24 protein-coding genes are annotated in these 24,644 nt (G+C 70.5%); 11 read left to right on the top strand and 13 right to left on the bottom strand.

Going from position 1 to position 24,644, the window contains the following annotated elements; all coding sequences use genetic code 11:
- Nucleotides 1–9 precede the first annotated feature (9 nt).
- Both EXE51_RS07685 and EXE51_RS07680 read left to right on the top strand, forming a co-directional pair.
- Nucleotides 10–483: a hypothetical protein gene (locus EXE51_RS07685; RefSeq protein WP_137692361.1), complete on the top strand. Its 474-nt coding sequence runs from the start codon at nucleotides 10–12 to the stop codon at nucleotides 481–483.
- 109 nt (nucleotides 484–592) lie between these two features.
- On the top strand, nucleotides 593–1,312 hold the full coding sequence (locus EXE51_RS07680; RefSeq protein WP_137692360.1) for an SDR family NAD(P)-dependent oxidoreductase: 720 nt from the start codon (nucleotides 593–595) through the stop codon (nucleotides 1,310–1,312).
- Nucleotides 1,313–1,351: 39 nt separating this feature from the next.
- Here EXE51_RS07680 and EXE51_RS07675 read toward each other — a convergent pair whose 3' ends face one another.
- The 7 genes from EXE51_RS07675 to EXE51_RS07645 all read right to left on the bottom strand — a co-directional run bounded on the left by EXE51_RS07675 (nucleotide 1,352) and on the right by EXE51_RS07645 (nucleotide 7,366).
- Nucleotides 1,352–2,761 (bottom strand): carotenoid oxygenase family protein, encoded by a 1,410-nt coding sequence (locus EXE51_RS07675; RefSeq protein ID WP_137692359.1) that lies wholly within the window; start codon nucleotides 2,759–2,761, stop codon nucleotides 1,352–1,354.
- 138 nt (nucleotides 2,762–2,899) lie between these two features.
- A complete protein-coding gene (locus EXE51_RS07670) occupies nucleotides 2,900–3,523 on the bottom strand; it encodes a hypothetical protein (protein ID WP_137692358.1) in 624 nt (207 codons plus the stop codon).
- Between the two features lie 155 nt (nucleotides 3,524–3,678).
- Nucleotides 3,679–4,716 (bottom strand): MsnO8 family LLM class oxidoreductase, encoded by a 1,038-nt coding sequence (locus EXE51_RS07665; RefSeq protein WP_089308210.1) that lies wholly within the window; start codon nucleotides 4,714–4,716, stop codon nucleotides 3,679–3,681.
- 154 nt (nucleotides 4,717–4,870) lie between these two features.
- On the bottom strand, nucleotides 4,871–5,047 hold the full coding sequence (locus EXE51_RS07660) for a 50S ribosomal protein L37e (protein WP_006112801.1): 177 nt from the start codon (nucleotides 5,045–5,047) through the stop codon (nucleotides 4,871–4,873).
- A complete protein-coding gene (locus tag EXE51_RS07655; RefSeq protein ID WP_049930582.1) occupies nucleotides 5,044–5,286 on the bottom strand; it encodes an LSM domain-containing protein in 243 nt (80 codons plus the stop codon). Before EXE51_RS07655 ends, EXE51_RS07660 begins: the two co-directional genes overlap by 4 nt.
- A 101-nt stretch (nucleotides 5,287–5,387) precedes the next feature.
- Nucleotides 5,388–6,716: a hypothetical protein gene (locus tag EXE51_RS07650; RefSeq protein ID WP_137692357.1), complete on the bottom strand. Its 1,329-nt coding sequence runs from the start codon at nucleotides 6,714–6,716 to the stop codon at nucleotides 5,388–5,390.
- Nucleotides 6,713–7,366, bottom strand: a complete 654-nt coding sequence (locus tag EXE51_RS07645; protein ID WP_086215526.1) for a hypothetical protein — start codon at nucleotides 7,364–7,366, stop codon at nucleotides 6,713–6,715. The genes EXE51_RS07650 and EXE51_RS07645 overlap by 4 nt, the downstream gene beginning before the upstream one ends.
- A gap of 256 nt (nucleotides 7,367–7,622) precedes the next feature.
- On the opposite strand from EXE51_RS07645, the gene EXE51_RS07640 reads away from it, so the two are divergent.
- From EXE51_RS07640 to EXE51_RS07630, 3 genes are all read left to right on the top strand, one after another.
- Nucleotides 7,623–8,975: a ribonuclease J gene (locus EXE51_RS07640; RefSeq protein ID WP_049930694.1), complete on the top strand. Its 1,353-nt coding sequence runs from the start codon at nucleotides 7,623–7,625 to the stop codon at nucleotides 8,973–8,975.
- Nucleotides 8,972–10,018 carry a geranylfarnesyl diphosphate synthase gene (gene idsA3, locus EXE51_RS07635; RefSeq protein ID WP_049930588.1) on the top strand — a complete coding sequence of 349 codons (1,047 nt, stop codon included), beginning with the start codon at nucleotides 8,972–8,974 and terminating at the stop codon, nucleotides 10,016–10,018. Before EXE51_RS07640 ends, idsA3 begins: the two co-directional genes overlap by 4 nt.
- A gap of 132 nt (nucleotides 10,019–10,150) precedes the next feature.
- A complete protein-coding gene (locus tag EXE51_RS07630) occupies nucleotides 10,151–11,065 on the top strand; it encodes a DMT family transporter (protein WP_094494484.1) in 915 nt (304 codons plus the stop codon).
- A 31-nt stretch (nucleotides 11,066–11,096) separates the two neighbouring features.
- Here EXE51_RS07630 and EXE51_RS07625 read toward each other — a convergent pair whose 3' ends face one another.
- Nucleotides 11,097–11,564: a peroxiredoxin gene (locus EXE51_RS07625; protein ID WP_049930591.1), complete on the bottom strand. Its 468-nt coding sequence runs from the start codon at nucleotides 11,562–11,564 to the stop codon at nucleotides 11,097–11,099.
- A 74-nt stretch (nucleotides 11,565–11,638) separates the two neighbouring features.
- Between EXE51_RS07625 and EXE51_RS07620 the strand changes: the two genes are divergently transcribed.
- Nucleotides 11,639–13,714 carry a histidine kinase N-terminal 7TM domain-containing protein gene (locus tag EXE51_RS07620; protein ID WP_094520981.1) on the top strand — a complete coding sequence of 692 codons (2,076 nt, stop codon included), beginning with the start codon at nucleotides 11,639–11,641 and terminating at the stop codon, nucleotides 13,712–13,714.
- 24 nt (nucleotides 13,715–13,738) lie between these two features.
- Here the strand turns inward: EXE51_RS07620 and EXE51_RS07615 are convergent, their stop codons facing one another.
- Nucleotides 13,739–14,050, bottom strand: coding sequence for a CGCGG family rSAM-modified RiPP protein (locus EXE51_RS07615; RefSeq protein WP_049930595.1), 312 nt, complete (start codon nucleotides 14,048–14,050; stop codon nucleotides 13,739–13,741).
- A gap of 286 nt (nucleotides 14,051–14,336) precedes the next feature.
- Between EXE51_RS07615 and map the strand changes: the two genes are divergently transcribed.
- Together map and EXE51_RS07605 are read left to right on the top strand one after the other, a co-directional pair.
- The gene (gene map, locus EXE51_RS07610; protein WP_086215522.1) at nucleotides 14,337–15,245 is read left to right on the top strand and encodes a type II methionyl aminopeptidase; all 909 of its coding nucleotides are present in this window, start codon (nucleotides 14,337–14,339) and stop codon (nucleotides 15,243–15,245) included.
- The gene (locus tag EXE51_RS07605; RefSeq protein ID WP_086215521.1) at nucleotides 15,245–15,796 is read left to right on the top strand and encodes an HIT domain-containing protein; all 552 of its coding nucleotides are present in this window, start codon (nucleotides 15,245–15,247) and stop codon (nucleotides 15,794–15,796) included. Before map ends, EXE51_RS07605 begins: the two co-directional genes overlap by 1 nt.
- Before the next feature lie 401 nt (nucleotides 15,797–16,197).
- Here EXE51_RS07605 and EXE51_RS07600 read toward each other — a convergent pair whose 3' ends face one another.
- From EXE51_RS07600 to EXE51_RS07590, 3 genes are read right to left on the bottom strand one after another with little or no spacing between them, the layout of a single operon-like run.
- Entirely contained in the window at nucleotides 16,198–16,950 is a 753-nt protein-coding gene (locus tag EXE51_RS07600) for an amino acid ABC transporter ATP-binding protein (protein ID WP_094593397.1), read from the bottom strand.
- A gap of 45 nt (nucleotides 16,951–16,995) precedes the next feature.
- Nucleotides 16,996–17,742 (bottom strand): ABC transporter permease, encoded by a 747-nt coding sequence (locus EXE51_RS07595; protein WP_049930601.1) that lies wholly within the window; start codon nucleotides 17,740–17,742, stop codon nucleotides 16,996–16,998.
- Between the two features lie 2 nt (nucleotides 17,743–17,744).
- Nucleotides 17,745–18,716, bottom strand: a complete 972-nt coding sequence (locus EXE51_RS07590) for a substrate-binding domain-containing protein (protein WP_049930602.1) — start codon at nucleotides 18,714–18,716, stop codon at nucleotides 17,745–17,747.
- A 116-nt stretch (nucleotides 18,717–18,832) separates the two neighbouring features.
- Between EXE51_RS07590 and EXE51_RS07585 the strand changes: the two genes are divergently transcribed.
- A complete protein-coding gene (locus EXE51_RS07585; protein WP_137692356.1) occupies nucleotides 18,833–19,819 on the top strand; it encodes a TOBE domain-containing protein in 987 nt (328 codons plus the stop codon).
- 125 nt (nucleotides 19,820–19,944) lie between these two features.
- A complete protein-coding gene (locus tag EXE51_RS07580; protein WP_094520975.1) occupies nucleotides 19,945–21,636 on the top strand; it encodes a tryptophan--tRNA ligase in 1,692 nt (563 codons plus the stop codon).
- Nucleotides 21,637–22,099: 463 nt separating this feature from the next.
- Here EXE51_RS07580 and EXE51_RS07575 read toward each other — a convergent pair whose 3' ends face one another.
- Complete coding sequence (locus tag EXE51_RS07575; RefSeq protein WP_049930606.1) at nucleotides 22,100–22,462, bottom strand: DUF5518 domain-containing protein; 363 nt, start codon at nucleotides 22,460–22,462, stop codon at nucleotides 22,100–22,102.
- 126 nt (nucleotides 22,463–22,588) lie between these two features.
- Between EXE51_RS07575 and EXE51_RS07570 the strand changes: the two genes are divergently transcribed.
- Nucleotides 22,589–24,517: an ATP-binding protein gene (locus EXE51_RS07570; protein WP_089308201.1), complete on the top strand. Its 1,929-nt coding sequence runs from the start codon at nucleotides 22,589–22,591 to the stop codon at nucleotides 24,515–24,517.
- Nucleotides 24,518–24,644 lie beyond the last annotated feature (127 nt).

Below are 24,644 nucleotides of genomic sequence, written 5' to 3'. Positions count from 1 at the left end.
CGTGCGCGTATGGGCTCGATCGGCGGCCGGCCGGAACTGCTCGGGGGGCCCGACGACGTCCTCGATCCGCGCTCGCGGCACAACGTCCACGTCACCCGCGCGGCGGACCTCGACCCGGTCGGTCCGTGGTCCCGCGAGACGCTGTACGCGGTCGTGCGGCGAGCCGACGGCGAGGAGCGAGTGGTCGTCCTCGATTACGGTCGTCGCGAGATCTACCTCACGGCCAGGGACGGACTCGCGTACGAGCCACCGCAGGGACTCGGCCTCGCGTCGCCGCCGACGCTCCACGTCGCCGAACCGCATCGAGTCGCCCCCGACCAGGGGGCGGTCACCGCTATCGACCCCGTCGACATCGCTCCCGAGTTCGACGTCCTCGTCCCCGCCTTCGACTGGGACGAGATCGACGAGGACGACGTCTTACCCCCGGTTCACCGCCGGCCGTCGAGGGCGCCCGCCGGAAGCGGCGCCGGCACGTCCGGCTGACGTTCGGTGCGCATCGACCGGTCCGCCCCGCCGATGTCGGCATCGCACGCGGGGACAGCTACCCCACGCCGTCGCCACAATTTACACGGGAGGCCCGAGTACGCGACGTATGACGCGAACAGCGGTCATCGCGGGCGTCGGTCCGGGACTCGGCGAGTCGCTCGCCAGAAAGTTCGCAGCCGAAGGCTGTCGAGTCGCGCTCTTCGCCCGGTCGGCGGACTATCTCGAAGACCTCGCCGCGGACCTGCCGGACCCGGGCGAGGGGCTCGCCGTCCCGACGGACCTCACGGCGGTCGAGCAGATCCGGGACGGGTTCGAGACGGTCCGAGAGGCGTTCGGACCGGTCGACGTTCTCGTGAACCACGTGAGCGCCGCCTCCTGGACGGGACTCATGGACACGAGCGTCGAGGAGTTCGAGGAGTCGTGGGCGGTGAACGGCCGCGGCGCGTTCGCCTGCTCGCAGGAGGCGGTCGACGACATGCTCGAGACGGGCGGCGGGACGGTCGTCTTCACCGGCGCCACCTCGTCGGTGCGGAGCCTCGGCGGCGCGATCGGGTTCACGGCCGCGAAGTTCGCGGCCCGCGGGATGGCGATGGATATCGCGCAGGAGTTCGGCCCGGAGGGCGTTCACGTCGCTCACGTCGTCATCGACGGGCAGATCGACTCGCCGGGGGTTCGCGAACGGTCCCCGGACCGGGACGGCGACACGTTCCTCGACCCCGACGAGATGGCGGAAACGTACTGGCACCTCGTCGAACGGGACGACGTCGGCACGCAGCCGTTCGAGGTCCACGTCACGAACGGGCCGCGGAACTCCGAGTTCATATAACGGGGTCGGTACAGCGGACAACGGACGGTGCGGTGACGCTCAAGTGTCACGGAAGAACCGGCCGTGGAAGCCGAACGGCTCCGCGTGGGGGAGCGACGCGTCGGCGAGGAGTGCGAGCGTCCCGGCGTCGAAGACGAGCAGGCGGGTCTCCTCCGCGCGGCTGTCGAGCGCCGGCGCGACGACGACGCCGTCGTCCTCGGCGGTCGCGCCCGGCCGCCGCACGGGGATCGGCTCCTCCACGAAGACGCCGTCCTCCCACCACTCGCGCGTCCGACCGGTCTCGACGTCGAGCTTTACCAGTCCGTTCGCGCCCTCGCGGTCCGTCGCCTGCGCGTACGCGTACCGGTACTCGCGGCCGACGACGTCGGGGGCGACTCGGGGGAGCTCCACGCCGACCCGGTGGAGCGTCGACCGGTCGACTTCGTTGGACCGCAGGTCGACCCGATACCGGACTGGGCGCCCGTCGGGGACGTCGGCGTCCGAGGGGTCACCGTCGAGCGCGTCGAGGCGCATCGCGTCGACGATACCGGGGTCGGGAAACTCGACGAGGTCTACGACGACCTCGTCGCCCGTCGCGTACGCGTTGACGTGATGGAAGGCGAAGACTGGCGGGAGCGCGGGATCCGCGACGAGGTCGCCGGTCTCGCGATCGACGACGAGGACGCGCGTGCCGCGCTCCGGCTGCCAATCGAGGACGTCGAGGATGCCCTCGGAGAACGGGCTCAGCGCGCGGCGGATCGGCATCACGAGCGGCGTCTCGACGAGGACGACGTGATCGGTCGTGATGCTACAGTCGTGGATGTACCCCGGGCCGTCCGCCGCGATCGACGCGACCCGTTCCCTGGCGCGACGGTCCGGGGCGAGCCGGTAGACGTGATACTCGGGCGTTCGACCGAACTCGGTCACGAAGCCGAACCACGCGTCGGTCTCGGGGTCGCGCACGAGGTGCGCGGCGGTGACGTGTTCGCCGAGGTCGTCGTCGAAGCCGAATGCGCCTCGGGTCTCGAGCGTCGCGGGGTCGAACGCGATCCGACGCGGCGCCTCGGTGAGCGCGACGTGCTCGCCGTCGAGGCGGGCGACGTGAACGTTCGCGTTGTCCGTGATCTCCGGCGGGCCGAGCGCCCGCAGCCACGACGCGATTTTCCCCACGCCCGTCCGGTCGGTCCCGAACTGCCCGGAGACGGAGCCGTCCATCGCGTCCGCGTAGGCGTCCGTGCGGAGGAAGCGATTCGAGTACGACAGTGCCCCGTCCTCGAACGCGTATCGCCGAAGCATCGCGAGTCCGTCGAACCAGTGCCCGAGTCGCTCACCGCCGACATCGAACAGCCCCGGACCGTTCCGAATGAGCGTCCCCGACAGCCACGACGGGATGTCGCCCTCGACCGGGGGACGGTGGTCCGTCACTTCCGTCGTGAGCGATCGGAACCCGACTCCGTAGCCCTGCCCCATACGGACCGCTGATACGGACCGTACGGTAATCAATTGACCCGTCTCTCGAGGCGGAACGGGCGGAACGACCCCGAGCAACCACGCATCCCGGCTCCGGAACTCGCAGGGGCACCACCGGAACTCGTCATGAGGGCCGGTTCAGTCGGCGTCGAGCGCCGCCGCCAGTTTCGTCGCGCCCCCCTCGGAGACGCTCTCGCCGTGCCCGACCAGGATTCGCTCCGGGCGGTAGTCGGCGAGGCCCTCCGGCGCCTCGTCGAGCGCCGGATGGACGCCGACGTCGTTGTCGCCCTCACAGAACCCCGGGAGGGTGCCAAGCGTCTCCATGACGACGAGGGTCCCACCGGACTCGTCGACGAGGACCGCCTCCTCCCACTCGTCCGTGTCGATGAGGCGGTGGGCCTCGTAGTTCGTGCCGGGGAGCTCCGCGTCGAACGGCTCCGGCTCGCCGTCGAGTTTCTCTCGCGTCAGGTCCATCCACTCCGGGACGAACACGGCGACGCCGTGGCGCGCCGCGATCGCTTCGGCGTCCCGCGTGTGTCGGTCGTGGGTCACGACCACGCCGGCGACCTCGCCGAGGTCACTCAGCCGGTCGTCGAGCCCGTCGGCGTCGAGCGGATCGACGATCCAGACCCCGCCCTCGGTCGTGAGCGCGTGACTCCCGCGCATCGCGTCTTCCTCGGGATGCGCGACCCAACTGACGCCGCCGTCCCATTCGGTCACCGCCTCGAGCGAGGGTCGCCCCGTCGGCTCGTCGTCGGACATGTGTGCGACTATTAGGCACACGACTAAACGCCTGTCCGTACCGGAACCGAGGCGGGCCGTCCGTCACCTCCCGTCACTTCGACGGTCTGTCGTCGCCACGGTCGCTACGGCTCCCCGTCGAGGCGTCAGTCGTCCGCTCGCCAGCCGTCTGCGCATCAGTCGGCGCGTAGATCTAGGTCCGTCGCTTCGGCGAGGAGCGCGTGCGAATCGAGCGCGGCCTCGCGGTCCGGCACCGTGTGCTGGATCATCACCTCGTCGACGCCGACGCGGTCGGCCAACTGCTCCAGCAGGCCCGACATCGTCTCCGGGCTCCCGGAGATCGACCGCGGCCACTCGTCGTCGTCCAGCGTCGCCGGCGTCGGGTCCGGCGCGCCGCCTAGCTCGTCGATCGCCTCCTCCTCGGTCGGCGTCTCGTCGCCGAGCTCACCGCGTTTCATACGCCGGAACGTCGCCTCTGCGGGCGCGCGCCGACGGGCCGCGGCCGCGTCCGTCTCGGCCGCCACCGCGTTGACCGCGACCATCCCTTGCGGCTCGTCGAGGCCGCCGGGGCCGGCGTCGGGGTCGAACGCCTCGCGGTACGCCGCGAACGCGCGCTCGGCGAACCCGGGCCGGATGAAGCCGGCGAAGCAGTAGCGCAGGCCCAGCTCGCCGGCGATCTCCCCGCTCGCCGGACTCGACCCCAGCACCCACGGGACGGCCGGCCCCTCGGCCGACCCGGGCACCGACAGGTCGGCGTACGGGTGTTCGTCCGGATAGGCGTCGCGGAGGTGGTTCACCACCGCGGTGATCCGCTCTCGGTGGTCCTCGTTCGGGTTCTCGACGCGGCGGTCGGTGCCGAGCGCGCGGTCGGAGGCGGGCGAGCCGTTCGCGCGGCCCATCCCGAGGTCGACGCGGCCGGGCGCCAGCCCGTCGAGGACGCCGAACGACTCGGCCACCTTGAACGGGCTGTAGTGGTTCAAGAGAACGGCCCCGCTTCCGATCCGGATCGAGTCGGTCGCGCCCGCGACCCGACCGAGCAGCACCTCTGGCGTGGTGCCGGCGAGGCGGTCGCCCATCCCGTGGTGTTCGGCGACCCAGAACCGCTCGTAGCCCAGTCGCTCGGCGTGGCGCGCGGCGTCGACCGTGTTCGCGAACGCGTCCGCCGCGGTGCCGCCCCGGGGGACCGGCGAGAGGTCGACGACTGAAAGGTCCATACCCGCGTTCGGCGACTGATCCGGTTAACGGTTGGCTCGGCGGCGGAGCGGTCGGGGGATCGAAACCGCGCCGACCGCGGGGCCGGGAGGACCAGCCGAGCGAAACGCCGCGGCTAGTCGACGGTGAAGACGAAGCGAAGAGAAGAACCGCAGTTCAGTTGTCGCCGGTCTTCGACTGCCAGGCGTAGTCGCGCCGGGAGGCGGACTCGCCGAAGCCGCACGAGGAGCAGCGCTCCTTCTTGACGTGGTAGGACTTCTCGCCGCAGCGTCGACACTTCACGTGAACCGTCTTGTTCTTTTTCCCTTGGGAGGGCGTACCTGCGCCGGTCATGCTTTGATTGTGACGACGTTATCGCCGCGTATAATCGTTGTGTCTTCGATCGCGACCGCGAACTCGCCGTCGAGGTCTTCGTCGACGCGGCCGTCCACGTCAGCCTCCGGCTCGATGACGACGTTCATGTGCTGGTCGTAGCCGCCGAGGACGCCGTAGTACGTCGTGCCGTCCTTCAGGTGTACCGTCACGGGCTCCTCGAGCGACGCTTCGAGCACGTCGAGGGGTCGTCCACTCATTGTCCGTATCGCCGCCCGTCGCGGTAATAAAAATACCGGGACGGAGCCCCCGAGGCCGGTCGGTTTGACACGAACTTCGCGCTCGCGCCCGCCGCAGTCCGTCAGTCCAGCCGCTCGCGGACGAACTCGCTCGCCGCCGGGACCGCCGCGGCGTACAGGGCGACGTACTCAAGGGTCGCCTGCGTCCGCCGGGCCGAGCTGTACCCCTCCTCGACGCGGTCGGCGACGTACTCGAAGCCGTCCAGCCCGGGGCGGACGAGCCGCGTCGCCAGCGGATCGTCGCCGGCGACGGCCTCGCCGACCGCCGTCCGCGCCCGCTCCGCGGCCGACCGCACGGACGACTCCGAGGGGGCCTCCCGGTGTTCGCCGTCGCGGATCTCGCCGACGGCCGCCCGAAACGCGTCGAGCTCGGCCAACGCAACGCCGGACTCGACGACGGCCGTGGCGCAGTCGCCGGCGTCGACCGCCCGCTCGACGTCCTCGACGGCCGAGTCGGTCCGGAGCTCGCCCGTGGCCACAAGCTCCTGTGCGACCGTCCCGCTCAGGTCCTCGCCGCCGAGCGGGTCGTCGCCGCCGGCGCGCTCCCGGACGGTCGAGCGTGTCCGACTCACGGAGCCCCGCAGCTCGTCGGCGGCCGCGACCAGCGACGCCCACCGCGGGACCGGTCCGTCGCGCCCGTCGAGGTACGCGTTCCGGAGGCTCTCGGCGTCGTCCGCGGTCGCCCGCCCGCGCTCGACCCGAGCCGTCGCCTCGCCGGCTCGGAACGGCTCGGCGACCGGGTCGGCGGGGTACGTCAGCTCCGGCCGGACGTGCCGCTCGCACTCCGCGAGCAGTGATTCGACCGGCTCGTACGCCAGCGCCGCCGCGACCGGCGACTCGGCTCGGTACTCCACCTCGGCGGCGAGCGCGCCCCGAGCGTCCCGGACCGCGCTCCGCCGAGCGGCCAGGTCGGCGCCGTCGTCGACGCCGGTGGCCGCGCGGTACGCGCCGCGCACCGCCGCGGCGTCCTCCCGACGACGACGCCACGCCGAGAGGATGTCCACCGGCCACTCGGCTGTCACTCCGGCGTCCGCCCGCTCCAGCGCCCGCTCGCGGTCGGAACCGATCTCCGTCGCCACCGCAGCGTTGGCTATCCCCGGCTCGGCCGGCACGTCGTCGAGTAGGCTCCGGGCCCGCGCCTCGTGGGCGTCCGCGAGCGACTCCGGTACGGTCGCCGGAAACGGCGACGCCGGCCAGTCGACGGTCCCCACGGCGCCGGACGGGAGCGATACGGGCGAGCCGCGGCGCTCCTCGCCGCCGCCGAACGGGAGTCCGGAGCAGCCGGCGACCGCAGCCGTCCCGACCGCCGCTCCGACCCCTGCGAGGAACCGGCGGCGAGAGCTTGAGCCGCCGTGCGAACCGGACCCGCGACCCGTCGACTCGCGGCTCACTCGCCATCACCTCCCGCGCCGGGTGCCGAGGAGTTGAACACGGCAGGCGGATCTCCCTGTCGACAGGAGCCACGCATCCCCATTCCGCTCCCGCTCGACCGCTCCGCCGCCACGGGGAGTCGGATCGCGAAGCCGACGGTGTGGACGGCCTCCGGATCGCACTCGACGTCGGCCGGGCGGTACGCCCGGCAGAAGTCGGCTCGGGGGTGGAGGTCGCCGTCGGCGAGCTCCGACGGCTCGACGGCGACAGACCGGAGCCGGACATCGCGACAGGCCGTCACCGGCATCGAGAGAAGGTAGGCCGACGCCGACTCGAAGTCCGTCCCGTCGAGGAACGACCGCAGGCGGTCGGCGGCCGCGGTCTCGGCGAAGTCGAGTGCGTCGAGGCCGTCGCCCGAGACCAATACGCGCCGGGCGCGAGGCCGCCGTCGCCCGCGCTCGTCGGTTTCGCTCGACGGCGTCTCTTCACCGCCGGTGAGGATCGGCTCGCCGCTCTCGTCGCGCGCTCGTTCGAGTTCGTACCCGTCTATCGGTTGATCGCCCCGGACGGGGTAGCTGTTCGACGCGGAGTCGCTACCGGCGCAGCCGGCCAGCGCGGCGATCCCTGACGCGGCCGCGAGGAGGGCTCGGCGGCGGGGTACGTCTGCCATCGCCGGGGGTTCGATCGAGAGCGTGAAACCCTTTGTGGGGCCAGTTCGGGCGCGAATCCCCGCCGCGGGGCCGAACCCGGGAGTTTTTAACGTGCGCGGGAGTACGCCGATGTACCACACTCCCGCGGGACACGGTGAGTCGCGGTGACTCGGCCGTAGCGGGGCCTTCAACGACGCGCGGTAGGACGTAGCGCCGACGGCTCCTTGCGGGGTTTCAGTGACCGGCGCCGACCACGGCGTCAAACACGACAACACCATGGAAATCGAAATTGCGACACTCGGCGGTTACGAAGAGGTCGGTCGACAGATGACGGCGGTCCGGGCGGGCGAGGACATCGTCATCTTCGACATGGGCCTGAACCTCAGTAAGGTCCTCATCCACGACAACGTGGAGACCGAGAGCATGCACAGCCTCGACCTGATCGACATGGGCGCTATCCCGGACGATCGGGTGATGAGCGAACTCGAAGGCGACGTCAAGGCGATCGTCCCCACCCACGGGCACCTCGACCACATCGCGGGGATCCCGAAGCTCGCCCACCGCTACGACGCGCCGATCGTCTCCGCGCCGTACACGATCGAACTGGTGCGCCAGCAGATCGAAGACGAGGGCAAGTTCCAGGTGGACAACGACCTCGTGAAGATGAAGCCCGGCGCGTCGATGGCGATCGGCGACTCCGAGCAGGTCGAACTAGAGTTCGTCAACGTCACCCACTCGATCATCGACGCGATCAACCCGGTCCTCCACACGCCCGAGGGCGCGGTGGTCTACGGCCTCGACAAGCGCCTGGACCACGACCCCGTCATCGGCGACCCGGTCGACATGGACCGGTTCCGCGAGATCGGCCGGCAGGACGAGGGCGTCCTCGCGTACATCGAGGACTGTACGAACGCCGGGAGCAAGGGCCGGACCCCCTCCGAGTCGTACGCGAAGAAACACGTCGAGGACACGCTGAAATCGATGGAGGACTACACGGGCGGCATCATCGCCACCACGTTCTCCTCGCACATCGCCCGCGTGAAGACCCTCGTCGAGTACGCCCGCGAGATCGGCCGCCAGCCGGTCCTGCTCGGGCGCTCGATGGAGAAGTACTCCGGTACGGCCGAGCGGCTCGACTTCGTCGACTTCCAGGGCGACGTCGGCATGTACGGTCACCGGAAGTCGGTCGACCGCGCGTTCAAGCGGATCATGAAGGAGGGGAAGGGCAATTTCCTCCCCATCGTGACGGGCCACCAGGGCGAGCCGCGCGCGATGCTCACCCGCATGGGCCGCGGCGAGACCCCCTACGAGATCGACGACGGCGACAAGGTCGTCTTCAGCGCGAGCGTCATCCCGGAACCCACCAACGAGGGGCAGCGCTACCAGTCCGAACAGCTGCTCCGGATGCAGGGCGCCCGCCTCTACGACGACATCCACGTCTCCGGCCACCTCCGCGAGGAGGGCCACTACGAGATGCTACAGGCGCTCCAGCCGCAGCATCTCATCCCCGGCCACCAGACGCTCAAGGGTCGCTCGCCGTACGTCGACCTCGCGAAGACGCAGGGGTACAAGCTCGGACGCGACGTCCACGTCACGCAGAACGGGTCCACGATCCAGCTCGTCGAATGACGAGCGAGACGAAGGAGGCGCGGGTGCTCGACGCCATCCGCGAGCGGCGTGAGCTCGTCAACGCCGCTATCGACGAGGAGCTGCCGGTCCAGGAGCCTGAGCGACTGTACGAGGCCACCCGATACATCCTCGAGGCCGGCGGCAAGCGGCTCCGCCCGACGGTGACAACCCTGGCCGCTGAGGCGGTCACCGGCACCGAGCCGATGGGCGCCGACTTCCGCGCGTTCCCGTCGCTCGACGGCGACGAGGTCGACGTGATGCGGGCCGCGGTCGCCATCGAGGTGATCCAGTCGTTCACGCTGATCCACGACGACATCATGGACGAGGACGATCTCCGGCGGGGCGTCCCGGCAGTCCACGAGGCGTACGACGTCTCGACGGCGATCCTCGCGGGCGACACCCTCTACTCGAAAGCGTTCGAGTTCATGACCGAGACGGGCGCGGACCCGCAACACGGGCTCGAAGCGATGCGGATGCTCGCGTCGACCTGTACCGAGATCTGCGAGGGGCAGGCCCTCGACGTCGCCTTCGAGAGCCGCGACGACATCCTCCCCGACGAGTACTTGGACATGGTCGAGCTGAAGACCGCGGTGCTGTACGGCGCCTCGGCCGCGACGCCCGCCCTCCTACTCGGCGCCGACGAGGCGGTCGTCGACGCCCTGTATCAGTACGGGATCGACTCCGGACGCGCGTTCCAGATCCAAGACGACGTGCTCGACCTCACCGTCCCCTCGGAGGAGCTCGGGAAGCAGCGCGGCTCCGACCTCGTGGAGGGGAAGGAGACGCTCATCACGCTCCACGCCCGACAACAGGGAGTCGACGTCGACGGGCTCGTTGACGCCGACACGCCCGCGGCGGTGACCGAGGCGGCCATCGACGACGCGGTCGCGGCCCTCGAAGAGGTCGGCTCGATCGAGTACGCCCGCGAGACCGCCGAGGACCTCACCGCGCGGTCGAAGGACCACCTCGGAGTGCTCCCCGAGAGCGGCTCTCGGAGCCTGCTCGAAGACCTCGCGGACTACCTCATCGTCCGCGGCTACTGAGCGGGCCGCGGCGCGACGGACCCGCCGGACGGGTCGGGACTTCCAGACACGGCGTCACGGCCGGACGAGCCGGCACCGGCGGTCCGGGCCGCGACGGACACCGCTTTACCCGCGGCCCGCGTTCGGTCGACCGTGTCACGGTACCGAGACGCCCTCCTGTTCTTCACCCTCGCCCTGCTGTGGGGCGGATCGTTCGTCGCCATCGAGGTCGGCCTCGACTACTATCCGCCGGTGTTGTACGCCGCCTACCGGTTCGACGTGGCCGCGCTGGCGCTGCTGTCGTACGTGTTCGTCACGCAGGACGGTCCGTTTCCGCGGACGCGCGGCGACCTCGCCGCGATCGGGTTCAGCGGCGGACTCTCCGTGGCCGCGAACAACGCGCTGCTGTTCGTCGGCCAGCAGTACACCACGAGCGGCATCGCCTCGATCACCTACAGCCTCGTCCCCATCGCGACCGCGGCGGTCGCCGCCCTGTGGATCGGCGGGGCGGACCTCGACGCGCGCGGCGCGGTCGGGGTCGTCCTCGCGTTCCTCGGCGTCGGCCTCGTCGCACAGCCGGACCCCGCGAGCCTCGGCGGGGGCGTCGCGGTCGGCGTCGGGCTGATCGCGATCGGCGTCGTCGCCGTCGCGGTCGGCAGCGTCGGGCTCCGGACCGTCGAGACGTCGTTCTCCAGCGTCGCGCTCACCGGGTGGGCGATGGGGTTCGGCGCGCTGGCCATCCACGCACTGAGCCTCGGGATCGGCGAGAGCCAGCGCCTCCCCGCCGCGGCGCCGCGCGCGCTCATCGCGCTGGCGTTCCTCGGGCTCTGCTCGTCGGCGGTGGCGTACACCATCTACTTCACGCTGCTCGACCGGCTCGGCCCCTTCGAGATCAACCTCGTCTCGTACGTCGTGCCAGTCGTCGCCACCGTCGCGGGCGCCCTGCTGCTCGCCGAGCCGGTAACGGCGTTCACCGTCGCCGGCTTCGCGGTCATCGTCCTCGGCTTCGGCCTGCTGAAGCGCCGCGAGATCGCCGACGCGGTCGCCGGGATCAGCCCGTCGGGATAGCGGTCGCCCTCGACGGCGTCGACCGCCCCGATCAGCCGTCGAGCGCGCGGATGTCGTCGAGTATCTCGACGGCGTGGTCCTCGGGGGAGACCCCCTCGTACGCCAAGACGACGGTTCCCTCGTCGTCGATGACGTACGTGTTCCGGAACACGCCGTCGAAGGTGTTCCCGAACATCGACTTCTCGCCGTAGGAGTCGTACGCGCTCGACACCGCGCCGTCCGGGTCCGAGAGGAGCGTGAAGGGGAGGTCGTACTCCTCGGCGAAGGGTTCGAGGTCCTCGACCGGGTCGTCGCTGATCCCGACGACGGCGATGTCGGCGTCCTCGAACGCGTCCCACTCGTCGCGGAAGCCGCACGCCTCGGCGGTACAGCCGGGGGTGTCGGCGCGCGGGTAGAAGTACACCACCGTGTGGCCGGCCGCGGTCGGGTCGACGGTGGCCGTCTCGCCGCGGTGGTCGGTGAGCGTGATCGCGGGCGCGTCGTCGCCGGGTTCGAGCATACGGATCGACGCCGCTCGAACTGGTTAGAGGATTCGGTCCCTTTTTACCGACTACTCGCATCCTACCGGTATCGATGGCGTGGCAACCGACGCCGTACACGGTTCCGCTGCTCGTCGCGGCCGTCGCGTCGTTCGGATTCGCCGCGTACGCGGCCGCGAACCGTTCTCGCGGCGGCCGGGCGCTCCTGTGGAGTTTCGTCGGCGTCGCCGGCAGCGCCGGCGTCTGGTCGCTGGCGTACGCGGCGCAGCTATCGGCGACCGCGCTCGGTCCCACGCTGCTTTTCAACCGCTTCGTCTGGCTCGGGACCGCGGGGCTGGCGGTCGCGTGGCCCGCCTTCGTCCTCTCGTACGTCGACCGGACCGAGTGGCTCGGTCGCCGCCGGTTCGCGCTCTTCTGGGTCGTCCCGGCCGCGACCGCCGTTGCCGTCTTGACGGTCGGCGCCGACCCGCTGTTCTACGCCGACCCCTCGCTCGTCGACGCCGGCGGGTACCGCCTCCTCGGCTACGCGCCGACGCCCGCCCTGCTCGGATTCGTCGGGTACACCTACGCGGTCAACCTGTTCTCCTTCGGCGTGCTCGGCTACGCCGCGGTCTCCCGTGACGGCGTGTTCCGCCGGCAGGCCGCCCTCCTCTTCGCCGCCGGCGTCGCGCCGCCGGCGCTCGGCGCGGCCGGCATCTTCGGGCTCGTCGGTCCGGCGGACGGCGTGGTCGACTTCACGCCGATCGCCTTCAGCGGGACCTCGGCGCTGCTGGCGTGGGTCGTGTTCCGGTACCGGCTGCTCGACGTGTCGCCGATCGCCCGCGACGCGGTGTTCGCGAACCTCTCCGATGGCGTGGTCGTCTGCGACGCCGACGGCCGGGTGATCGATCGCAACGACCCGGCTCAGGCGCTGTTTCCCGACGCCGAACTCGGCGCCCGCGCCGACGAGGCGTTCGCCGACGCCCCGCCGGTCGTCGACGCGGTGACGGAGGCGGGGTCCGACGAGGGGGAAGCGTCGTCCGACGACGAGTTCCGCGTGACCGTCGGCGGCGACGACGCCGCGCCGCGGTTCCTGACGGTTGACGTCCACGACATCACCGGCCCGGGGACGACCCGCGGCGGGACGGTCCTGCTGTTCCGCGACGTCACCGAGCGGGAAACGCTCCAGCGGCGCTACCGCGCCCTCATCGAGAAGTCGCCGAACGTGATCGCGGTCTGCGGCGAGGACGGCCTGATCAGGTACGTGAGCCCCTCGATTGAGCGCCTGCTCGGTCACGCTCCCGCGGCGATCGAGGGACGTCCTGTGATCGACCTGGTCCACCCGGAGGACCGACGCGAGGCGCAGCAGGCGTTCGAGCGCGCCTTCGAGGGCGCCGAACCCCAGTCGATCACGCACCGGATCGCCCGGGGCGACGGCAGTTGGCGCCGGTTCGAGACGGTGATCGAGCGGCTGTTCGAGGACGCGCGCGAGGTCGTCATCACCGCAACCGACGTGACGGAGGCCCGGCGGTACGAACAGCGGCTCCAGGTTCTGAACCGCGTGCTGCGCCACGACCTGAAGAACGACACCAACGTCATCGGCGGGTACGCCGACCTGCTCCGCGACCACGTCGACGAGGAGGGCGACCCGTACCTCGACGTCATCGACCGGAAGGTACAGACGCTGACGCACCTCAGCGATCAGGCGCGCGAGATCGATGTCGCGCTGCACAGCGACGCCGACAAGACCGAGATCGACCTCGCCGAACTCGTCGACCGCCTCTGCGAGTCGCTGGGCTCGTCGTTCCCGCGGGCGACGGTGACGGTGACGGTGCCCGACTCCGCCGTCGTCGCCGCGGACGAACTGCTGGAGTCCGCGGTCCGGAACGTGCTGGAGAACGCTGTCGTCCACAACGACGACGATGATCCGCACGTCGAGGCGACGGTCGTCGCCGACGGCGACCGGTTCCGGCTCGACGTGGCCGACGACGGCCCCGGCATCCCGCCGGTCGAGCGGACGGTGTTCTCGGAGGCGCGGGAGACGGCGCTCGAACACGCGAGCGGGCTCGGCCTCTGGCTCGTCCACTGGATCGTCACGGAGTCCGGCGGCGACCTCGAGATCGACACCCGTGAGCCGACCGGCACGGTAGTCCGGATGTGGCTCCCGCGAGCGGCCGAAGAGTGCGAGTAGATCCGCCGACCTTCCGGTGTCGGCTCAGACGCGGACGCGGACGACGTGACCCCCGCAGCCGCACTGCTCGATGTACTCCCAGTCGAGGTCGCCGCCGAGCTCCGATTCGAGCGCGTCGACGAGGTACGTCTCCGGGTGGCCGTGGTCGCCGTGGGTGACGAGGTTGACGTGGTTGCCCGCGGCCGTGTGCTCGACCGCTTCGATCGCCTGTCGGACGAGCAGATCCCGGTCGTCCGCGTGTTCGGGGCCTTCGAGGTTCGCGGACCACGAATTCTCGTGGACGTGGTCGGTCACCGGGTCCGCGTCGTGATCGTGGTCTGAGGGTGTACTCGACATGTCCGATCCGACGCCCTCAGTTCCCCTACGTCTTCGAGCGAACATGTTCGCGCGGAGCGTCGACCGACGACCGGCGCGCGAACGTCTTGGGGACAGGAGACACTCCCGCGGGACCCGACGACAGACTCATCAGTCGCGACCCGTTCGGTGACGCGGACGAGCCCTTGGACGCTCGCGAGATAGACGACGACCCCGACCGGCGACGCGTGGTACGTCGAGGTCACGAACGGGGCGTAGTCGACCGCCCTCCGCAACCTCTTTGCGCGCCCTCGCCGAAGCCGGAGCCATGAGTCACGGACCTCTGGACGAGGACGCGGTCGAAAGCTACCGCGAGGCCGGCGCGGTGCTGGTCGAGGCGATGAACGAGGCCCGCGAGATGGTCGAGCCGGGCCGGACCCACCTCGAAGTCGCCGAGTGGACGGAGGACTTCGTCCGCGAGCAGGGGGCGGGCCTCGCGTTCCCGGTCAACATCAGCGTCGACCCCGAGGCGTCGCACGCGACGCCGGGTCGGGACGACGAGACCGAGTTCGGCGAGGAGATGGTGTGTCTCGACGTCGGCGTCCACGTCGACGGCTACATCGCCGACGCCGCGGTGACGGTCGACCACAGCGGGACGCCCGAACTCGTCGAGGCCGCCGAGATGGCGCTGGAGGCCGCGCTCGACGAGGCCGGGCCGGGCGTCGAGGTCGGCGTCGTCGGGCAGGCGATCGAAGACGTGATCCGCGGCTACGGCTACACGCCCGTCCTCAACCTCTCCGGGCACGGCGTCCAGCGCTACGACGCCCACACCGGGCCCACGGTACCGAACCGCGGCGTCGACCGGTCGGTCGAGCTGGAGCCGGGGCAGGCGGTCGCCATCGAGCCGTTCGCCACCGACGGCCGCGGAAAGGTCGGCGAGGGGACCGACGAACAGATCTTCGAGCAGCAGGGCTCCGCGAGCGTGCGCGACCGGCGGGCGCGGCAGGCGCTCGAAGAGATCGAGGCGTTCGACGACCTCCCGTTCGCGGCGCGCTGGCTGGAGACGGACCGGGCGGGGATGGCGCTTCGTCGCCTGAAGCAGGCGAACGCGATCAAGGGGTACCCCGTCCTGAAGGAGGACGACGACGCCATCGTGAGTCAGGCGGAGCACACGCTGCTCGTCACCGAGGACGGCGTCGAGGTGACGACCGCGGGCATCCACGGCTTCGACGACTGATGGACCGGATCTTCGCGCCGTGGCGGATCGAATGGGTCGAGCGCGACGCCGACCCGATCGACGGCTGCCCGTTCTGCGTCCTGCCCGAGCGCGAGGACGCCCGCGAGGCGCGCGTCGTCGCCCGCAGCGAGCGCAACTACGTCCTCCTGAACAACGCGCCGTACAACCCCGGTCACGCGATGGTGATCCCGGACGCACACGTCGAGGATCCGACCGGCCTCGACGACGCGACACTCCTCGATCACGCGAAGCTGAAGGCGGCGACGCTCGCCGCGCTGCGCCGCGACGTGAACCCCGACGGCGTCAACACGGGCCAGAACCTCGGCGGCGACGCCGCGGGGGGGTCGATCGACCACCTCCACACCCACGTCGTCCCGCGCTGGAGCGGCGACACGAACTTCATGCCCGTCACCGGCGCCACGAAGGTGATCGTGGAGGCGATAGACCGCACCTACGACCACCTCCACGCGGGCTTCGCGGCCGACGACGCGGTCGTCGATCCGGGAGACGCCGAGGCGGGCGAGGCGGTCGAACTTGACTTCGGCGTCTAACTCGGCGGTGTCAATCACTCATAAACAAACGGCGTGGCGGCGCGTGCCGATGAGCGCCCGTATGGCGCGAATCGCCCGCGCGAGGTCGCCGGCGCGAAGCACCGGCTGCCGGAGAATCTTCGATTCTCGCCGGAGTCGCTGGCTCCCGGAGCGAAGCGGAGGGTGCCAGCGACGAGGCTGGGGAGGCGTGAGGTGCGGTCGCTGTGCGGGGTGGGACTCAACGGGGCAGTCGCGAGAAGGCGGGAGGCGATGTAAGCACCACAGCGAGCGGAGCGAGCGAGGAGCACAACGGGCGTACCGTCTCCTCGCGACTGGGGCTTTGGAGGTATTCACCGCAGCGTCGTCGATCACCCGACCGGATCGCTGTATTCGACCGATCTCCCGCCTCCCCTCGACGCAAATTAGTACACCAGTTCGCCCGAGATGAACTTCCGGGTGCGCTCGTCGGCGGGGTCGTCGAAGATCTCCTCGGTCGGACCGATCTCCGTGATCCCGTCGTCGAGCAGCACCGCGACGCGGTCCGCGACCCGCTCGGCCTGGTGCATGTCGTGGGTCGCCACGACCACGCCGATCCCCCGCGCTTTCGCCTCACCGATCGCCTCCTCGATGACGGCCGTGTTCCGTGGGTCGAGGTCGGAGGTTGGTTCGTCGAGCAAGAGGGCGTCGGGGTCGTACGCCAGCGCGCGGGCGAACGACACCCGCTGGGCCTCGCCGCCGGAGAGCGAGTCGGCGGGCTGGTCCGTCTTGTCTGCGAGTCCGACGACCTCCAGCGACTCGTGGACCGCGTCGGCGGCGCCGGACAGCCGGAAGAGCGAGGCGATCCGCTCGCTCCACGAGCGGCGGACCCGGAGCCCGTACTCGACGTTTCGGGCGACCGATCCCCCGAAGAGGCTCGCCTCTTGGAACACCATCCCGACGCGGCGGCGCAGCGCGAGCCGCGCCGACTCGTCGACGGCCCACGCGTCGGTCCCGTCGAGCGTCACCGTCCCCTCGTCCGGCTCCAGCGACAGCGCGAGCGTCCGCAGCAGCGTGGTCTTGCCGACGCCGGAGGGACCGATGACGGCGACGACCTCGCCCGCGTCGACGTCGACCGTGAGGTCGCGGAACACTCTCTCGTCGCCGTACGACCGCGACACGCCCGTCGCGCGGAGCATCAGCCGGACGCCCCCCGCCGCATCAGCCGGACACCTCCCGCCGCATCAGGCCACCCCCCGATCGCCGAAGCGGACCACGATCGCGTTGACGGTCAACACGAGCGCGACCAGCACCGCGCCGAGCACCATGGCGGTCTCGTACCGCCCCTGCCGCGCTTCGAGCTGGATCGCGGTGGTGAGCGTGCGCGTCTTCGAGATGCCGTCGGCGCTCGTGATGTTCCCGCCGACGATCAGCACGGAGCCGACCTCGCTCACCGCGCGACCGAACCCGGCCAGCACCGCGGTCGCGATCCCGTACTTGGCCTCCTTGATCACGACCAGCGCCACGTCGATCCGCGTCCCGCCGAGGACGCGAGCAGCGTCCCGGACGCCGTCGTCGACGCCGCTCACGGCCGCGAGGCTGATCGCCGTGATCGGTGGCGTCGCGAGGACGAACTGCGACATGATCATCGCCTCGCGGGTGAAGATGAGCTCTAGCGACCCCAGCGGCCCCTGGTTGGAGACCGCGAACAGCACTACCAGCCCGACCACCACGCTCGGGAACCCCATCCCGGTGTTGACGACCGACTTCACGAACCCCTTCCCCGGGAACTCCGCGAGGCCGATCGCGACGGCCGCCGGCACGCTGACGAGCGTGCTCAGCGCCACGGCGGTGAGGCTCACGTACAGCGAGACCGCGATGATGCTCCCGACGTACCCCTCCCTGAACGAGGCGCCGAGCAGGGACGCCGCGGGGCCCGCGCCCGAGTCGAGGAGGGCGGGGGCCAGCTGTGCGACCGGTTCGAGCGGCACGCTTACGCGTCCGAGTCGTCGCTACTCCAGCCTTCCGGAACGTACTGTTGGAAGTCAGGGTCCTCCGAGACGGCCTCGGGGAAGAACAGCTGTTCGCCGTTCACCTGGTACTCTGCGATGGCCTCCTGGACGCCGGGACTGGTGATCCAGCCGATGTACGCCATCGCGAGGTCGTAGTTGGCGTTCTCGTGGACGCCGGGGTTGACCGCCATGACGCCGTACGGGTTCGCGAGGATCTCCGGCCCGCCCTCGATCGGCCCCTGAACGAGGATCGTCAGGTCGATCTCCGAGCGCTGCGAGATGTAGGTTCCGCGGTCCGAGAGCGTGTACGCGCCCTGCTGGTTTGCGATGTTCAGCGCCTCGCCCATCCCGGTGCCGGTCTCCTGATACCAGTCTCCGCCGGGATCCGTGCCCGCCGCGTCCCAGAGGTTCAGCTCCTTCGTGTGGGTCCCGGAGTTGTCGCCGCGAGAGACGAACGTCGCCTCCGCCTCCGCGATGGTCGTCAGCGCCTCGGTCGCTGAGCCCGTCCCCCCGATTCCCGCCGGGTCGCTCTCGGGGCCGACGATCACGAAGTCGTTGAACATCAGGTCGCGGCGGTTGATCCCGTACCCGTTGCGCATGAATTCGTCTTCGAGGCCGCGGGCGTGGACCATCACGATGTCCGAGTCGCCGTTGCGCGCGGTCTCCAGCGCGGCGCCCGTCCCCTGCGCGACGGCGTCGACCGTGACGCCGTACATCTCCTCGAAGTCCGGGTGGATCGCGTCGAGGAGCCCCGTGTCGTAGGTGCTCGTCGTCGTCGTGAGCGTCAGCGTCTCGCCGGCGACGCCGACGCTCTCAGCGCTGTTTCCGCCGTCGGTGCCGTTGCCCCCGGTCCCGTCGCCGCTGCCGCCGTCGTTCGTCGACGAACAGCCGGCCGTACCCACGATCGCTCCGGCGCCGACCGCGGCCACGAACTTCCGTCGTTGTATCGGCATAGATACAACGGCGGGGCGACACGACATATAAGTTGCGTCACGGTGGGGAACGTCGGCCCGGAGCGGCCCGAGGGCGCGTCGAAACCCCCAACACGTCCCGGACGCATCCCCCGAGCATGGGAGAGCCGACCGACTCCGGTCCCGCCCCGGCCGCGGGGCGCGGACGGGCCGCGCTGATCGAGGACGGCGTCGAGTTCGACGGCCGCGACGCGGCCCTGTTGCGCGCGGTCGACGCGGCGGGATCGGTCGCGGGCGCGGCCTCGGAGCTCGGCCGCTCCCGCGCCCGCGCTCTCACCCGGATCGAGACGCTGGAGGACGCTTACGGCACGCTCGTTGAGCGCCGTCGGGGCGGCGAGGGCGGCGGCGGGAGCCGGCTCGCCGCGTCGGCTCGGGACCTCCTCGACCGCTACGACCGCCTTCAGGCCGTCCTCGCGGCGACCGCGTCGGTGCCCGAGACGGTCCTCGACGGGACCGTGGCCGCCGTCGACGGCGAACTCGCCGTCGTCGACACGCCGGTCGGAGAGCTCTCCGGACTCCACGGCGGCACCGTGGACGACGAAGACGCAGACGACAGGGCCGACGGCAGAGACGCAGACGACAGGGCCGACGGCAGAGGCGCAGACGACGGGGCCGACGGCAGAGACGCAGACGACAGGGCCGACGGCAGAGGCGCAGACGACGGGGCCGACGGCAGAGACGCAGACGACAGGGCCGACGGCAGAGACGCAGACGACGGGGCCGACGGCAGAGACGCAGACGACGGGGCCGACGGCGGCGCGGTCGCCGTCGGCGACGCGGTTCAAGTCCGGATCGGCGCGGACGCGGTCACCGTCAACGACGCGGCCAACGCAGTCGACCCGGACGCGACGAGCGCCCGGAACCGCCTGGCCGGCCGCGTCTCGCGCATCGACTCGGGCGAGACGGTGTCGACGGTTCGGATCGTCGTCGAACCGGTCGACCGGGGAGGGACAGACGACGCCGCCGTCGAGGTCGCGGCGCTGATCACCGCCGAGAGCATCGACCGGCTCGGCCTCGCGCCCGGTGACCCGGTGTCGCTCCGGTGGAAGGCGACCGCGACGCGACTCGTTGCGCAGGTCGAGTGACTCGGCCGACCGGAGTAGACCAGCGTTCTGAACCGGGGGGCGGACCGGCGTTCCGGACAGGCGGGCCGTGCCAAGCGCTCCCGCGCAAGCGAACGGTTTTTGCGTCGACCGACGGGAGAGGTGGTATGGACGAGGACACCCCCGAAGGGACGACGCCGGGCGGTGACGGGCGCGAGCCCGACGCCGACCGCGGGCCGTTGACGCCCCCCCGGACCGACGGCGGGACCGACGCGGACGAGCCGACCGAGGACGTCGCGCTCGACCCGTGGGGGTCGGCGTCGGTCGGGGACTACGCGGACCTCTTCGCGGAGTTCGGCATCGAGGCGTTCGACGAGGTCGACGACGACGTGCCGGACCCGCACTACCTGATGCGCCGCGGCGTCATCTTCGGGCACCGTGAGTACGACGCGGTCGCGGAGGCGATGGCGAACGACGAGCCGTTCGCGGCGCTCTCCGGGTTCATGCCCACGGGGGACCCGCACATCGGTCACAAGCTCGTGTTCGACGAGATCATCTGGCACCAAGAGATGGGCGGCGACGCGTTCGGGCTCATCGCCGACCTCGAAGCGCATTCCGCGCGCGGGATGTCGTGGGACGAGATCGACGAGCACGCGCGGAACTACCTCCTGAGCCTCCTCGCGCTCGGCTTCGACGCCGAGGACGGCGAGATCTACCGCCAGTCCGACAACCGCGAGGTCCAGGACCTCGGCTTCGAGCTCGGCTCGAAGGCGAACTTCTCGGAGTTCGAGGCGATCTACGGCTTCGACGGGGAGACGAACATCTCGCACATGCAGAGCGTGATCACCCAGACCGCGGACATCCTCTACCCGCAGCTCGTCGACGAGCCGAAGCCCACGGTGATCCCGGTCGGTCCCGATCAGGACCCGCACGTCCGGCTCACCCGCGACCTCGCGACCCGCGTGCGCTACTTCAAGGTGACAGAGGCGTTCGCCTCCTTCGAGCTCGACGACGACGAGCGCCGGCTCGTGCGAGCCGCCTACGACGCGCTCGCGGCCCGCGACGAAGAGAACGACGCCGCCGGAGACGCGGACGACGCCGCCGAGACCGACGTGCGCTGCGAGGACGCCGCCGAGTGGCTCGCCGACTACGAGCCGCCGGAGAGCGACCGCGAGAGCGTCGACCTCGCGGCCGCGAAGGCGAGCGCCCTCGACAAGCTCGAGGCCGGCGGGAAGGAGCCGCTCCGCCCCCGCGTGCGGTTCTTCGACCGCAACGCCACCGACGAGGCGTTCGAGGCGCTGATCGAGGCCGTGGAAGGGGAAAAACGCGTGTTCGAGGGCCACGTCGACGCGTTCGACCTGACCCGCGACGAGGCCGAGTCCATCGCGCGCGAGGTCGAGATCGACCACGACGGGTTCGGCTTCCGGCAGCCCTCCTCGATCTACCACCGGTTCATGACCGGGCTCACCGGCGGCAAGATGTCTTCGTCGATCCCGGCGAGCCACATCTCGCTGCTCGACGACCCCGAGGACGGCTACGACAAGGTGAAGGCGGCGACGACCGGGGGCCGCGACACCGCCGAGGAGCAGCGCGAGCTGGGCGGCGAGGCCGACGAGTGCCCGGTCTACGAGCTGTACGCCTACCTGCTCGCGGGCGACGACGACGAACTCACCAAGGAGGTGTACTCCGAGTGCGTCAACGGCGAGCGCCTCTGCGGCGGCTGTAAGGAGCAGGCCGCGGAGCTCATGCGCGAGTTCCTCGAGGACCACCAGGAGAAGCGCGCGGAGGCCGAGGAACTCCTCGACGACCTCGACATCGACCTCGACTCCGACCGGCGCGGCACCGGCGGCGAGCACTGAGGCGTCTCTATTGAGGCCGCAGGGCAACTCTCACGAGCTGTTTTATAAACGAACGGTGCGGTGGCGCGTGCCTGCGAGGCCGCCTTGCGGCCGAGCAGCACGCGCGAGGGAGTCGCTGGCTCCCGGAGCGAAGCGGAGGGTGTAAGCGACGAGGCTGGGGAGGCGTGAGGTGCTGTGCTGGGCGGGACTCAAAGGGGCAGTCGCGAGGACGAAGCACGGCGACGTAAGCACCGCAATGAGGGAGCGAACGGAGTGAGCGACCGAGTGAGGAGCACAGCGAGCCGCGCGAGTCCTCGCGACTGGGGCTTTGGAGGTGTTCGCCGCCAATTCACGGGTAGCTGTTTATAACCGAGCGACTGGGGCTTTGGAGGCGTTCGCCGCCGATCCGCAGTCGATTTCTATAACTAACAGCGACCGCCTTACAGCTCGTCGCAGTCGATTTCTATAACTAACAGCGACCGCCTTACAGCTCGTTCTTCACGTACACGCCCAGCAGTCCGCCGAGCGCGCTCAGAACCACGGAGTAGGCGACGCCGCCCAACACGATGAGGGCGGCGACGAAGACGACTCCGCCGGCCGCGAGGCCGACTTCGAGCGGGAACCCGAAGAACCCCAAAAACGGGAGGAAAACCAGCACGAGCAACAGCAGTCCGACGATCGGGATCGCGGCGATCGCGCCGGAGAGCGCGCCGACCCGGAGGCCGTCGTCTCCATTTAAGTACCCGGCCACCGCGCCGCCGAGGAGCGGTGAGATGCCGGTAAACGAGAGCACCGTCGACGCGATAGCGCCGACGACCGCGTTGAGGAGGGTGTTCTCTGTGTCCATGCGCGGTCGAACTCCCGGCGGCGGCATACGTTTTGCGAAGCGCGGCGGCCGGGCCGGCCCGCGCTCGGCACGACCGGACGGCGAGCGAGCCGATAGTTTATGAGGCGGGCGCCACCTCTCACGGGTATGAGCGAGGAGGAGGCGATCCACGTCGCGGACGTCAGCGAGGGGATCGGCGGCGACGCGACGGCGGAACCCGGCTCGCCGGTCGAACTCCCGGTCGTCGACGTGCTCACCGGCCGGTCCTTCATCACCGGGAAGAGCGGGTCCGGGAAGAGCAACACCGCAAGTGTCGTGATAGAAAATCTGCTATCTAACGGATTTCCTGTCATGATCGTGGACACAGACGGTGAATATTACGGTTTAAAGGAAGAATATGAAATTCTTCACGCCGGCGCCGACGACGAGTGCGACATCGTCGTCTCCCCCGAGCACGCCGAGAAGCTCGCGACCCTCGCCTTAGAGCAGAACGTCCCGATCATCTTGGACGTCTCCGGCTACCTCGAAGAGGACACGGCCAACGAGCTCCTCTTGGAGGTCGTCAAGCAGCTGTTCGCGAAGGAGAAGCGCATGAAGAAGCCCTTCCTGCTCGTCATCGAGGAGTGCCACGAGTACATCCCCGAGGGCGGCGGCATGGACGAGACGGGGAAGATGCTGATCAAGGTGGGGAAGCGCGGCCGGAAGCACGGGCTCGGCATCGTCGGCATCAGCCAGCGCCCGGCCGACGTCAAGAAGGACTTCATCACCCAGTGCGACTGGCTCTGCTGGCACCGGCTCACCTGGGACAACGACACGAAGGTGGTCGGGCGCATCCTCGGCTCGAAGTACGCCAGCGCGGTCGAGGACCTCGGCGACGGCGAGGCGTTCCTGATGACCGACTGGGACGAGTCGATCCGCCGGATCCAGTTCCACCGCAAGGAGACGTTCGACGCGGGCGCGACCCCCGGGCTCGACGACTTCGAGCGCCCCGAACTGAAGTCCGTCTCCAGCGACCTCGTCGGCGAGCTCCAGTCGATCTCCGACGAGAAGGAGCGCCGCGAGTCCGAGATCGCCGACCTCAAGCAGGAGTTACAAAAGAAGGACCGGCGGATCGCCGACCTCGAACGCGAGCTGGAGGAGGCCCGCGACCTGAGCGACATGGCCGACCAGTTCGCGCAGGCGCTCCTCGGTAAGGCGGAGGCCCCGTACCGGGGCGGCGGTCGACCTCCGGCCGGCGACGAACGACTCGGAGGGACGGACGACGGCGACGAGGGCCAGTCCGTCCTCAAGTCGTACGACGAGGCGGTCGCCGCGACCGAGGAGAGCGACGCGGACGCGGAAGCGGAGACCGACGCCGCGCCCGGACCGGGCCCATCGGCCGCCGACGGCGGCGCCGAGGTCGACGCCGACGCCGCGACCGGTGACGCCGCGACCGGTGACGCCGCGGATGTCGACGCGACGGCCGCCGATTCTGCGGACGAACCGAACCCCCCGGACGACGTCGACCCGGTCACCCGCGACGACGTGGCCGAGAGCGCGCTCCGGTTCGACGAGGCGATCGAGCTCGGTACCCGCGAAGCGGTCATCGATGAGCTCCGCTCGCGGATCGAGTCCCTCCCGGAGCTCTCGCGCGGGATGCTCCGCCACTATCGGCGCGAGGGCGCGAGCGACCCCGTCGCGGCCCACATCGACGCCGGGGGCGACGGCGACTCCGGCCACGCGTACAGCCGTCACCGCCCGATCCGGCGGGCGGGACTCATCCGCCACGCCGGTCGGGGCAGCTACGCCTACGCGGTCCCGGACCTCGTCCGGGAGGCGTACGCCGACCGCCTCGACGAGGCGCAGGTCGACGAGATCGTTCGCGCCGTCGAGCGCGTCTTCGTCCCGTCCGCCGAACTGGACTACCCGCCGGACGCCGCTCCGGCCGAGGTCGGTGACCGGGCGCCCGCCGGAGACGACGAGGCCGAGGAGAACACGGACACCGACGCGGCCGACGGGGACGAGGAGCCTTCGGCGCCGACCGACGCCGGCCTGAGCGACGCCGCGCGTCGGTTCGCCGAGCGATCGGAGCGCTGAGGCCGGAGTGCCGGGGCCGGAGCGCTGAGACCGGAGCGCTGCGGTCGGAGTGCCGGGGCCAGAGCGCTGAGACCGGAGCGCTGCGGTCGGCGAACCCCGCGGCCGGCTCTCGAGGTAACTCTCCGCT

The organism is Halorubrum sp. CGM5_25_10-8B (assembly GCF_005435095.1).
Taxonomy (GTDB): domain Archaea; phylum Halobacteriota; class Halobacteria; order Halobacteriales; family Haloferacaceae; genus Halorubrum; species Halorubrum ezzemoulense.
Note: the sequence above shows the minus strand (reverse complement) of the source record. Positions and strands in the feature narration are given on the sequence as shown.

Excerpts from the sequence above, each read along its gene's own strand:
- EXE51_RS07585 (WP_137692356.1), top strand. The coding sequence starts at position 18,833 with ATGGGAGAGCCGACCGACTCCGGTCCCGCCCCGGCCGCGGGGCGCGGA.
- EXE51_RS07665 (WP_089308210.1), bottom strand. The coding sequence starts at position 4,716 with ATGGACCTTTCAGTCGTCGACCTCTCGCCGGTCCCCCGGGGCGGCACC.
- idsA3 (WP_049930588.1), top strand. The coding sequence starts at position 8,972 with ATGACGAGCGAGACGAAGGAGGCGCGGGTGCTCGACGCCATCCGCGAG.
- EXE51_RS07590 (WP_049930602.1), bottom strand. The coding sequence starts at position 18,716 with ATGCCGATACAACGACGGAAGTTCGTGGCCGCGGTCGGCGCCGGAGCG.
- EXE51_RS07580 (WP_094520975.1), top strand. The coding sequence starts at position 19,945 with ATGGACGAGGACACCCCCGAAGGGACGACGCCGGGCGGTGACGGGCGC.
- EXE51_RS07605 (WP_086215521.1), top strand. The coding sequence starts at position 15,245 with ATGGACCGGATCTTCGCGCCGTGGCGGATCGAATGGGTCGAGCGCGAC.
- EXE51_RS07685 (WP_137692361.1), top strand. The coding sequence starts at position 10 with ATGGGCTCGATCGGCGGCCGGCCGGAACTGCTCGGGGGGCCCGACGAC.
- EXE51_RS07620 (WP_094520981.1), top strand. The coding sequence starts at position 11,639 with ATGGCGTGGCAACCGACGCCGTACACGGTTCCGCTGCTCGTCGCGGCC.
- EXE51_RS07600 (WP_094593397.1), bottom strand. The coding sequence starts at position 16,950 with ATGCTCCGCGCGACGGGCGTGTCGCGGTCGTACGGCGACGAGAGAGTG.
- EXE51_RS07625 (WP_049930591.1), bottom strand. The coding sequence starts at position 11,564 with ATGCTCGAACCCGGCGACGACGCGCCCGCGATCACGCTCACCGACCAC.
- EXE51_RS07645 (WP_086215526.1), bottom strand. The coding sequence starts at position 7,366 with ATGGCAGACGTACCCCGCCGCCGAGCCCTCCTCGCGGCCGCGTCAGGG.
- EXE51_RS07675 (WP_137692359.1), bottom strand. The coding sequence starts at position 2,761 with ATGGGGCAGGGCTACGGAGTCGGGTTCCGATCGCTCACGACGGAAGTG.
- EXE51_RS07570 (WP_089308201.1), top strand. The coding sequence starts at position 22,589 with ATGAGCGAGGAGGAGGCGATCCACGTCGCGGACGTCAGCGAGGGGATC.
- EXE51_RS07670 (WP_137692358.1), bottom strand. The coding sequence starts at position 3,523 with ATGTCCGACGACGAGCCGACGGGGCGACCCTCGCTCGAGGCGGTGACC.
- EXE51_RS07640 (WP_049930694.1), top strand. The coding sequence starts at position 7,623 with ATGGAAATCGAAATTGCGACACTCGGCGGTTACGAAGAGGTCGGTCGA.
- EXE51_RS07660 (WP_006112801.1), bottom strand. The coding sequence starts at position 5,047 with ATGACCGGCGCAGGTACGCCCTCCCAAGGGAAAAAGAACAAGACGGTT.
- EXE51_RS07655 (WP_049930582.1), bottom strand. The coding sequence starts at position 5,286 with ATGAGTGGACGACCCCTCGACGTGCTCGAAGCGTCGCTCGAGGAGCCC.
- EXE51_RS07615 (WP_049930595.1), bottom strand. The coding sequence starts at position 14,050 with ATGTCGAGTACACCCTCAGACCACGATCACGACGCGGACCCGGTGACC.
- map (WP_086215522.1), top strand. The coding sequence starts at position 14,337 with ATGAGTCACGGACCTCTGGACGAGGACGCGGTCGAAAGCTACCGCGAG.
- EXE51_RS07575 (WP_049930606.1), bottom strand. The coding sequence starts at position 22,462 with ATGGACACAGAGAACACCCTCCTCAACGCGGTCGTCGGCGCTATCGCG.
- EXE51_RS07680 (WP_137692360.1), top strand. The coding sequence starts at position 593 with ATGACGCGAACAGCGGTCATCGCGGGCGTCGGTCCGGGACTCGGCGAG.